Source organism: Agrobacterium sp. OT33, from assembly GCF_017313365.1.
Lineage (GTDB): Bacteria > Pseudomonadota > Alphaproteobacteria > Rhizobiales > Rhizobiaceae > Agrobacterium > Agrobacterium rhizogenes_A.
The window spans coordinates 20,869-31,560 of the sequence record NZ_JAFLMZ010000014.1; the positions used below are offsets into that span (position 1 = coordinate 20,869).

The window sequence follows — 10,692 nt, forward strand, 5'->3', positions numbered from 1 at the left end:
AGGTATTGTCTTGGTGATGTGGCCAGATTCATAGATCAGGTATAAGCGGCGTCCTCCCACAATGTACCAAGCGTGGTGAACTGTTCCGCAGCTACCGTAGCAAGAATGCGCCATAAGCGGACTTTCCTATTTGAGATTTGGTGTGCCTCAAATTTCGAATCGCTTGCGATGCCAGTGGTGAACAAAGCACCAGTGCCGTGACGCGCGAAGTGTTAATGCACTGAAATGTCAGGAGCCGCCTGGCGGCCGAAGTGCTCGACATTGAGCTCCCGCCATCGGTTCGGCGTCACGCCTTCCCAGTCCCGGAAGGCACGGTAGAAGGAGCTGGTGTCCTGATATCCCAAGAGGCAGGCCACCTCCTCGATCTCAGCCAAGGGATCGGACAGAAGTTGCCGACCCAGTTCCTGGCGCGCCTCGACGAGAAGTTCTCGGAATGTCGTGCCTTCATCGGTGATCCGGCGCTGGAGGGTGCGCTCGCTCATGCCTATGTCGAATGCGACGTCGGATAGTTCCGGCCGGCCGCTGGCCAGGTTCCGCCTCAACACGACCTTCACCTGCTCGCGGATCGAACTGCGTGCCTGGATTTCTCCCAGCGCCGACGCAAGGGCGGGCGTGAGTAGTTCGAGGAGTTCCGGATTGTGACCGGGAAACGGTCGATCCAGATCGGCGGATTTGAGGATCAACGCGTTGCGGGATTGACCATAGCGGATGGGACATCCGAAATATGACCGATGCATGTCGCTTTTCGGGTCCGCCCGCTGGAACTCCACGCGGACGGGCGTCAGCCGCTGCCCGGTGCCGCGTCGGCCCAGTTCGACCAACGTGGCGAAGTCGACGTCAACGGCGATCGACGGCTCCGGTTCGGTAGCGTAAAGCCATTCGAACATGACCGTGCATTCCCCACCTTCCTCGGAAAAGTGCAACTGCTCGGGTGTGCAGAGTCGCTTGAACCGCGCTATGCGCGACAGCCCGTCCCGGTAGTCGCGGGCATGAAAGGCGGCGAGGCTGGAGGGTGGGTGAACAGAAGTTTCGGCTGCTTCGACCAGCTTGATCCCGAGGCCTGGGTCTGCCGTCAGTTCCTCCAGCGCCCGCCACAAGGCGAAGAACTGCGCGGTGCTCACCAGCCCTTGGCCGTTCAGATGCAGTGTCGCGGGAAGGCGCGCCTGGCGCAGCAGCGCCGCTGGAGGCACGCCGATATGTTCAACCGCGAGCCAGAACGCCCGAGGTATCTTGCACCTGTCTGCCGGCGCTCCACTCATGGCTCTCTCCCTATCGCATCTGGCTCATGATCACCCGGTCGAACATGCGGTCGCCGAACCAGTTGCGGATCATGATCATGGGCTTCGCATACTTGCCCGCCACATACCGCGTACGCGGCTTTCTTGCTCCGACAGCCTTGGAGACGATATCGGCAATGACAACGGGATCGGTGCCTCGGCCATGGCCATAGGCCTCCCGCGTCGACTTGGCGACCGCCCGCGTCACCTTCGCGTAAGGACCTTCGCCCGAACGCTCGAGAAGTCCGTCGGCGACCACGTCGCCGAATCCCGTCTCGATTAGACCGGGCTCAACCACCACGACCCGGATGCCGAACGGCGCAAGCTCGAGCCGGAGACTATCCGACCAGCCTTCGAGCGCATGTTTGGTGGCGTGGTACCAAGCGCCAAGGAGGGTGTAAATCTTGCCGCCCATGGAGGTGATATTGACGATCGTGCCCGCTCCTTTTTTGCGCATCGCCGGAATCAGCATCTGCGTCAGCCGTGCGGGACCGAACACATTCACCTCGAACTGATATCGAGCTTCATCAATGCCGATGTCCTCGACCGGGCCATAGAGGCCGAATCCGGCATTGTTGACCAGCACGTCGACGCCCCCTGTTTGAGCGAGGATCGTTTCGACAGCGGCCCTTATCTCGACTTCGTTAGAGATGTCCATGCGCAGGGGCGTGGCTCCCATCCGCGCAAGATCGTCCATCTTCTCGACCTGGCGGGCGGCGACGTAAACCCTATAGCCATCCGAAATCAGGCACTTGGCGATCGCCTTGCCCATGCCGGAGGATGTGCCGGTGACGAGCGCAGTTTTCTTTCTGTTGTCAATCATCTCGACCTCTCTTTGTTGTGAGATGACCTTATGCCCCGTTCGGCGGTCGATCATTGACGAATGATGCCAAGACACTTGCAGAATGCGCCAAACATGCTGCGAATTCCCTTGCTGAGCAAGCCGTCCAATTCGCAATCGAAAAGCGCCTAAGGCGATTTGTCAGAAACGTGCCGTCGCCTGCCGAACTCGATTGTCCCCCGGCGACGCCAGTTAATATCCACTTTGACGCCTGATCCTAAACCAGAAATTATCTCGCGCCCTTTATAGACCCGGCGATCACCTTTACCGACGATGGGCGGAACGGGTGGCGACAATGGTCCACCCTCCGACCGTATTAGCGAGCTAGCGTTCTAAATTTTTCCGTCCACGTAAGCTCGAATTGCCAGATGCAGGGCCACGCTGGGGCCGCCAACCTCATCATCTCGGTACATATTCAAGGCCTTTCCGCTGTCGTTTACCTCCGCAAACTGAACTGTCCACCCCATCCTATGATTCGGCCGTCTTCACGGCGTACGACAACCCATGGCGCACAGCCATAACGGCGTCTTCGCCATTCATGAACCAATATCCGCCGGCGGCACTCCCGAAGCGTTTTATCGCTATGGGTATGCTGCATTGCCGCGGGGTCTCCGAGGAATTCAAACAGCTGCAGAACATCCACCTTTTTTGATGGACGCAGGATCAATCGTTCAGTTTCCATCATGATCGCCACCTCCGACACGCACCAACTCAATAATTAGAAGGACAGCGTACGCGCAGAGTATTCGTCAATCGATTTCTGGTTCATTGATGACCGCCAAGACTAAGAAGACATCATCATGCTCAGCACCAATAGAAGGTATCAACCCAAATCTTTTGTGAAGGTCGCTTTCGATGCCCTTGTTGATGGTCCGCTTGACTGCGTCGCTTTCCGAAGCGCACCCAGGATCGCAGTTATTGGTATGCGGGGCGGTTCTCATCGTAACTGGACACCCAATGAACCCAGACAGAGACTCCCCTAGCCTTCAACACTTCCATCACCTGTCGATTGGGATGCCCCGGCGTCGTGACATCTGCGTAAAGCTGGTCGTCGAGGACACGGACGCTTCGTAGACTGGGCATGTCGAGCAGAGCCGGGATGTTCTCTAACGCAATCCCTGCATTGATGGTCTCGACTTTGAATGGCGGCAGGAGGTCACGAAGGTCCACAGTCCCGATCATCGACGTTAGATCAAGACTCTTGATGTTCGGGCAGTGATTGATCCCGGCAAGGCTGTTGATATCAAAGATATCGTCCTCTCCATCCCAGAAGAACCAGACATATCGATAGATGGAACTGCCTCCATCCAGAACAAGCTGGTCGATCTGATTCAGAAGGTCGGTCGAGAGAGGGTAGCGATCCAGATAGGCTCGAACTGCGGGAATGGGCTTGTAGCCTTCATTCTCAAGATCGACGGGCCGTCCAAGAACATGCTCGGCAAGCTGTTGTGGAGTCCCGATATCGATCAGGTGTTTGTCGATGAGGCTGGATAGGATCGCAAGTTTCAGGTTAGGATCACCGAACGGCGCACCCGGCATATCTTCAGGCGCAGGGTAGCGTGATGCAGCAGCCATCCGCGACCATCCGAGAGTTGCGAGAATACCTCCCGCGGCCACAAGATCACGTCGTTTCAGCATTGGTTCGCTTGTATCTCGATGACATTGAGCAGTTGTACCACGCTGAACTGCTGCATAGTAGCAGTTCTAATCGATAGCCTGTTGGTTTCCACGCAGAACTGAGCCGGTTAGGCGCATAATTTCCATTGAGAATTGAGCCATGTGAACCTTCCCCCAACGCGCTGAGCGACGGGGGCAACGGAGTGATCCACATGGGACTTTTAAACATCATCCGTCGGATGGCGCTGCGCGAGAAGCAGTCGATCCGGGAGATCCGCCGGCGCACCGGGCTGTCGCGGAACACGATCGCAAAGTATTTGAACGCTGGTACGATCGAGCCGACGTTCACGGTACCGGAACGACCGAGCAGGCTTGATCCCTTTGCCGACAAACTGGCGGCCTGGCTGAAGACCGAGGCCGGGAAGTCACGCAAGCAACGCCGAACGTTGAAGCAGCTTCACGCGGACCTGGTGTCTCTCGGCTTTACCGGCTCCTATGGCCGTGTCGCCGCGTTCGCCCGTGAGTGGCGGGTCGAGCAGCAGACGGCGGGCCGCGGCATATTCGTTCCGCTGTCTTTCCGCCCAGGCGAAGCATTCCAATTCGATTGGAGTGAAGATTACGCTGTGATCGGCGGCGAGCGCATGAAGCTTCAAGTCGCCCATATCAAGCTATCGCACCGCCGGGCTCTTCTGGTCAGGGCCTACCTGTTGCAAACGCACGAGATGCTCTTCGACGCCCACTGGCACGGGTTCCGGGTGTTCGGCGGTGTGCCTGGTCGCGGCATTTACGATAACATGAAGACGGCGGTCGATCGCGTCGGTCGCGGCAAGGAGCGGCAAGGAGCGGCAGGTCAACATCCGCTTCCTCGCGATGACAAACCACTACGTCTTCGAGCCCGAGTTCTGCAATCCGGCCGCAGGTTGGGAGAAGGGTCAGGTCGAGAAGAACGTCCAGGATGCCCGTCCACGCTTGTGGCAGCAGATGCCAGACTTTCCAAATCTGGCGGCATTGAATGCCTGGCTGGAACAGCATTGCCAAAACCTGTGGCGGGAAACATCGCACGACACCTTGCCCGGCACCATCGCCGACGTTTTGGCCGCAGAACAGGTGGCATTGATGGCGTTGCCCACCGCCTTCGACGGCTTCGTCGAGCAAAGCAAGCGCGTCTCACCGACTTGCCTGATTACCTTCGAGCGCAATCGCTACAGTGTACCCGCGTCTTTTGCGAACCGGCCTGTCAGCCTGCGGATCTATCCGGAGCGACTGGTCGTGGCGGCCGAGGGCAATATTCTTTGCGAGCATGCACGGGTCATTGAACGCAGCCACGACAAACCGCCGCGGACGATTTACGACTGGCGGCATTACCTTGCCGTCATCCAGCGTAAGCCCGGTGCTCTGCGCAATGGTGCGCCCTTTCTGGAATTGCCGTTGGCCTTTCGACAACTGCAGGACCAGATACTTCGCCGCCCCGGCGGTGATCGTGAGATGGCCGACATCCTTGCTCTTGTCCTTCATCACGACGAACAGGTTGTCGTCAGGGCTGTGGAATTGGCCCTGGATGCGGGCGTGGCAACGAAAACGCATGTGCTGAACCTGCTGCACCGGCTGATCGACGGCAAGACGACCGACGGTCCCGACATCGACATGCCACAGGCGCTGACCTTGCTTCACGAACCCAAGGCGAATGTCGAACGCTATGATGGTCTGCGTCTTCGGATAGCGGGAGGCCGCCATGCGTCATGATCCTGCCAGTGCGGCCGTCGTTATCATGCTGCGTAGCCTGAAGATGTATGGCATGGCCCAGGCCGTAATGGACCTGATCGAGCAAGGGGCTCCAGCTTTTGATACGGCCGTGCCCATCCTGTCCCAGTTGCTGAAGGCCGAGATGGCCGAGCGCGAAGTTCGCTCGATTGCCTATCACATGAAGGCTGCTCGCTTCCCGGCCTACAAGGACATCTCCGGCTTCGACTTCGCCGCCGGCGAGGTCAACGAGGCGACCGTGCGTCAATTGCACCGATGCGAGTTCATGGATGGAGCGCAGAATATCGTTCTTGTCGGCGGGCCGGGCACAGGAAAAACACATGTGGCGACGGCTCTTGGCGTTCAGGCGATTGAGCATCATCGCCGAAAGGTCCGCTTCTTCTCAACTATAGAATTGGTCAATGCGCTCGAGCAGGAGAAAGCCAAAGGCAAGGCGGGCCAGATCGCCGAGACCCTCGTTCGCCTCGATCTGCTGATCCTGGACGAGTTGGGATACCTCCCATTCAGTGCCTCCGGCGGAGCGCTGCTCTTCCATCTATTGAGCAAGCTCTACGAGAGGACCAGCGTCGTGATCACCACCAACCTCAGCTTCAGTGAATGGGCGACCGTCTTCGGGGACGCCAAGATGACGACCGCTCTGCTCGACCGTCTCACCCACCGTTGCCATATCCTGGAAACCGGAAACGACAGCTTCCGCTTCAAAGCCAGCTCGGCCGCTGCGGCACAAAAGAGAGGAGAAAAAGCCAATCCCTTGACCAAAGCCTGATCAGAAAACCATACTTAGAGGTGGCTCACTTCTCGGTGGAAAAACCGGCTCAGTTCTGCGTGGAAACCAACAGTACAGTTCTTCAAAGTCTTCGTCGTCCATATTACGACAACCGTTCAGAAGTCGGGAGATTCGATACGTTCCCATCCGCTTCCATCGAAACGAAAAATATCCTTCTGACCGACCACCCAGAGGACATCGTTTGAAGCGTCAGAATGGAAAATATAGTCCCCTTGCAGTTCGGGCATTCTAGGGGTGAAACGGCGGAGGTCCGAGGATGTCTTATCCACTTCGAAAAGGCCGCCGGGACGAACGCTTGAAGGTAGAACGAGGCTTCCACGGTAAGGCCTTACCATATGGAAAAGGTTCAACTGGCGACGAAGGCTGACTGGGGTGAAACCACGAGCGCTGCTTCCATGTAGTAAAACGCCTTCGCGCCCACATATCCAGACACTGTCTTCATTTTCGATGTAGATGCCCGTCAAGGCAGTTTCTTCGAGATGCACTTTTAATTCGTTTAAGGCTGTGCCGTCCCAGAAAAACAAAACGGGTGTCGTGCCATCTATACCACAGACATATACCGAATCTGTATTGTGGCCCGCCACATCATGGAGCGATATGTTTCTCGGCCTTTGTCCCCGAGAATCCATCAGCCATTGTAAAAAGCCCGGGTCGGTCGTCGGTGGTGCCGTTCTACTCAGTCTAGCGTGTGCCTCTGGATCAAAAAGGATCGTATCCGTCAACAGACGCCAATCTTTTTCCCGCCGGACATAAATTTGCCCTCCGTTGCCGGTGGCTAAAAGCATGTCGTCAACTCTGGCAATCGATAGAAGTCTACCGTAACCCTTTGAACCTTCGATCCAAGTCCCTGCACCAACGATCCGCTCGATGCTAGGTTCGGTAAAAACGTCTACAATCACCTCACCCTCCGAAGACAACACAATGCAGTCACCCGCACTCGTAGAAGGGATGATTTTCTCAACGTGTACATCCATCTCCCGCGCCTCCCACTGAGCAGCGCCGCCGGTCTCGGAGTAACGCCATAGGACAGACTTTGGCTCGTAGACATCAGAACTAGACTTTACTGAAGAAACGACGATCGAATTCCCACTTAGAACACAGGCTCTAGTAAGCTCGTTTGGTCCAACATCCATATCGGTCATTTCTGGTACCTGCCATTCGAGAGAATTTTCATTGTCGGTTCTGGTATGTCTTGCACACGTTGTTTCGCCCGCAGCAATTGATTTTGATTGCTGTTCGCGAACTCTGAATTGACTGCATCCAGTATCTGTTTCGCACAATCCGGTCGTACTGCCGCCATTGCAATAATTGATTCTCGTTTAACATCGTCCAACGATGCGGTAAAAGGTGGGTTTGAGCGCGATCCCATTGCCTCAATCGCACCATCTGCCAGGTGAGCTTCATTATGCTCGGTTCCGGAGGTCCGAGCGTTGCCAAGCACACAAATACTCTGGCCGTTCCAGTACCCCGGCATCGTATCTATACGCTTTTGCCCGGCTATCGCTTCATCGCGCGTTCCCCAACGCAGTGTCCAATCTGGTACAATGTGATGGGCCTGCATTCCGATTGCGCGGCAGATCGGCTCCATCTTGCGATAAGTGTCTACCCTACAACGCTTTTTTTCCTCTTCCTGCTCAATTCGAACGTTTTCAGGCACCGGAAGTGCCGCCGGTTTGCCTAAATCCTCCTCACGTTGTCGCTTTACTTCTTGATACTGCAGCAGTTGCTCTCGGTACCACTCCTGGACCTCTTTGTTATATTTAGCATCAAGGGGGTCGAGTAGGTCTCTAGCTCGGCGATTTAAGTCCTTTTCCACCGGGTCGGCATCCCGGGGAAGTGGTGGAATAAGAGGTGTGTCTCCTGGCATTAAAATGATTGATCCCACTGCTAGACCGTACCATCCGAACCTTTTCATCCAGCCGTAAACCGTTGCCGGGTTCGTACGTTGCTCTGGTTGCGGTGGTGTACTAGCCGTCCACGGGCCTTGAATTACATTTGATCCTCCAACAGAAGGTGGAGATGCTGGACGAGGCACGGGTTGCGTAGAAGGAGTTCTTGGCAATGGTTGCTGCACGGCCTGCGCATACTGCGCACCCATGATCAACGGCTCAGGTGAGGCATCGCTCATCACCCGACCTTCGTCCCACCCGTCCTGCCATTTGAGCGACCCTCTCACTGGATCATCATCCTCGGGTGGATCGTAGGTCTTTGTCCCCCTTACGAAAATCGCCTCGCCCTCGGTGTTCCTGCTGTTCATGTAAAACCGGTCGAGGTGACGGATGACGTGTGAGCCTTCGGCGCGAACCTGATCCGCATGTTCTATCGGCTCGCAGATACTCTCAACTGTGCCGGACTTTCGCCCCTTGCGAATCCCGGGCTTGTCGCCGTGGACGTGCATAGTGCAAGAACGCATGACCATCGCCTTCTTGCCCGTGAACCGGACGGAAGGGGTGTAACCTTTGTCGTGACCGCACAGGTCTACGACCGGATACGGGATCGGCACAACAGAAGACCCCACAGGGGTCCAGCAAACGTCTGGCGACAGGTAGACTATTTTCGCTTCGTCGATGTCCCGAAGCCCCTCGCGCGGCGTCTTCGTCGTCCACGGCGCTGGATAGTCCGGATCGCCGATGTAATTGTCCCGTGGGATACTCATGCCGTTTCCTTTTCAGCATGGAGGTTTTCGGGTTCCGGAGCCTTCAGGCGTACGCGGGTCAAGGTCAGTGTCGTCTCGCCTGCCTCAGGGAGAGGAAACCGCGCACGCCAGGTTAGGAGAACTCGCCCATCGTTGCGCCAATCGAACTGAACACCATCGAGCTTGAGAACGTACCACTCATCACGATCCGCCCTTTGGCAATGAACCCCAAGCGTTAACCCCGGAAGTTGACCTTTGGCTACGGGATGCTCTGGATGCAGGTTGCAGAGTTCGTAATTCTCATCACCATGGAGATGTGGTGTAGCAATTAAGTCAGGATGGGCGGCCTGCCAGAACCTGTTGTCGAAATCTCGCGGCAAAAGTGGATGGCGCTTCTCGAGCCATGAATCGTCATAGGTGCCAGTGTATTGCTGACGGAAGCGCCACCATGGTGATACGAGACCGAGGCCTTGTGGTTCAGGCGTGTCCTTCCAAGCCAGCTTTTCACCGACAGACGTGATCTGCGGCGCACGGAAAGGTGGCGTGTCTGCAGGCATATCGAGAGTAACGATACCGCAGCCCAGCGGATTGCGGCGTTCGACATCGGCAGGAGTGTCAGTGTCAGTTTCAGCATCGCCCGTGCCTGGGATGACGCCACCGTAGGCGTTTGTCCAGCAGGCGGAGACCTGGCGGGTCGGCTCGGGATCGCTCAGCGTCCAGTCGCTCACGACTCGCTTCGGCTCCTTGGCGGAAAAACCAGCCCACTTCTCCTTGATCACAGGTTGCCAGAAGCGCGGCCCGCAGACTTCTACCTCTTTGGAGACATCGCCGACACGAATGGAAGCCTGCCAGGACTTCTCCAGCTTCTTCGACGGCGACCAGGCATCCCCGAGAAAACTGATGTCCGTTCCGGGCTTGTCAGGGGTCAGATCGCTCTGCCGGAGAAGAACTGTCTGGTGGGGATCACCCTCGTAGGCGTCTTCCCACTGGAAGCTCTCTTGCTCACGGGCGATTTCCATCACCCCATCCTGCACATGGTTGAAGGTTGCGCGCACGGAAACGATGCAATCCAGATCGCCCTCGATATCGAACTGGCGAAACGCCATGGCTGGAAAAGGAAGACGGTTGTCGAGTTCCACGAACAAGCGCTCCCTTAGTTCAAATCGATCGGCTTGCCGCGAAGCTGGAAATGGTCCGTGGCGACGAAATTGAACGTCTTGCCGAGGATGATCACCTCACCATTCGATTTCATGATGAACTTGGAATCGCCGCACTCGATGACGAATTCTTCTCCGACGGCGATCTTCTTGAACTTGCCGACGCTCTCCAAAGACGTCTGCCCCACATTGGTCACCTTGCTCACCCCGATCTGTTCAGCCCGCGCCACACCGACGCTATCGGATTTGAAAGTACTGACAATTGTGTTCATGATGCCGGGGAGAGGGAAGAGACCGGAGGCGTCGGTGCCGATACCTGTGCCCGATCCAGCAAGAGCCGTTCCTGCATCAGCGCGCGGACTTGGACCAGAGACGACGCCCTCGCGCGATGACAGACCGCCTGCTCCAAGGAAACCCAGTGCCGATGACGCAAGTGTCGTGGCGAAGGCCGAAACACCGGGACCGCTGGCCCCGGCTATTTGAGCAGCTTGTGATAGCAGCCCAGCGGTATGGCCCGAAAGCGCCTGCACGCCCGCCATCGCCATCATCGCCATCGGCCCCGTGCCACCGACGACCGTATTCACAGAACCACCGATCTCGTGTTTCTGGTTGCCGGA

At 56.9% G+C, this 10,692-nt stretch carries 8 protein-coding genes and 2 pseudogenes; 2 read left to right on the plus strand and 8 right to left on the minus strand.

Annotated elements, in window-relative coordinates; translation table 11 throughout:
• Positions 1 to 212: 212 nt before the first annotated feature.
• The 4 genes from JZX88_RS25305 to JZX88_RS25320 form a co-directional block, all read right to left on the minus strand.
• On the minus strand, positions 213 to 1,259 hold the full coding sequence (locus JZX88_RS25305) for an AraC family transcriptional regulator (protein ID WP_206915134.1): 1,047 nt from the start codon (positions 1,257 to 1,259) through the stop codon (positions 213 to 215).
• A gap of 10 nt (positions 1,260 to 1,269) precedes the next feature.
• Positions 1,270 to 2,100: an oxidoreductase gene (locus JZX88_RS25310; protein ID WP_206915141.1), complete on the minus strand. Its 831-nt coding sequence runs from the start codon at positions 2,098 to 2,100 to the stop codon at positions 1,270 to 1,272.
• 454 nt (positions 2,101 to 2,554) lie between these two features.
• Positions 2,555 to 2,803 carry a GNAT family N-acetyltransferase gene (locus JZX88_RS25315; RefSeq protein WP_371741269.1) on the minus strand — a complete coding sequence of 83 codons (249 nt, stop codon included), beginning with the start codon at positions 2,801 to 2,803 and terminating at the stop codon, positions 2,555 to 2,557.
• 230 nt (positions 2,804 to 3,033) lie between these two features.
• Positions 3,034 to 3,693 (minus strand): hypothetical protein, encoded by a 660-nt coding sequence (locus JZX88_RS25320; RefSeq protein ID WP_206915135.1) that lies wholly within the window; start codon positions 3,691 to 3,693, stop codon positions 3,034 to 3,036.
• 254 nt (positions 3,694 to 3,947) lie between these two features.
• Here JZX88_RS25320 and istA point away from each other — a divergent pair.
• Positions 3,948 to 5,478: pseudogene (gene istA / locus JZX88_RS25325) on the plus strand (IS21 family transposase).
• Positions 5,468 to 6,262, plus strand: coding sequence for an IS21-like element helper ATPase IstB (gene istB, locus JZX88_RS25330; protein ID WP_206915136.1), 795 nt, complete (start codon positions 5,468 to 5,470; stop codon positions 6,260 to 6,262). The pseudogene istA and the gene istB overlap by 11 nt, the downstream one beginning before the upstream one ends.
• Before the next feature lie 116 nt (positions 6,263 to 6,378).
• Here istB and JZX88_RS25335 read toward each other — a convergent pair whose 3' ends face one another.
• The 4 genes and pseudogenes from JZX88_RS25335 to JZX88_RS25350 all read right to left on the minus strand — a co-directional run.
• Complete coding sequence (locus JZX88_RS25335; protein ID WP_206915137.1) at positions 6,379 to 7,257, minus strand: hypothetical protein; 879 nt, start codon at positions 7,255 to 7,257, stop codon at positions 6,379 to 6,381.
• A 164-nt stretch (positions 7,258 to 7,421) separates the two neighbouring features.
• Positions 7,422 to 8,939 carry a DUF4150 domain-containing protein gene (locus JZX88_RS25340; protein WP_206915138.1) on the minus strand — a complete coding sequence of 506 codons (1,518 nt, stop codon included), beginning with the start codon at positions 8,937 to 8,939 and terminating at the stop codon, positions 7,422 to 7,424.
• The gene (locus JZX88_RS25345; protein WP_206915139.1) at positions 8,936 to 10,057 is read right to left on the minus strand and encodes a DUF2169 domain-containing protein; all 1,122 of its coding nucleotides are present in this window, start codon (positions 10,055 to 10,057) and stop codon (positions 8,936 to 8,938) included. The genes JZX88_RS25340 and JZX88_RS25345 overlap by 4 nt, the downstream gene beginning before the upstream one ends.
• A 14-nt stretch (positions 10,058 to 10,071) precedes the next feature.
• Positions 10,072 to 10,692: pseudogene (locus JZX88_RS25350) on the minus strand (type VI secretion system tip protein VgrG); the annotation flags it as partial.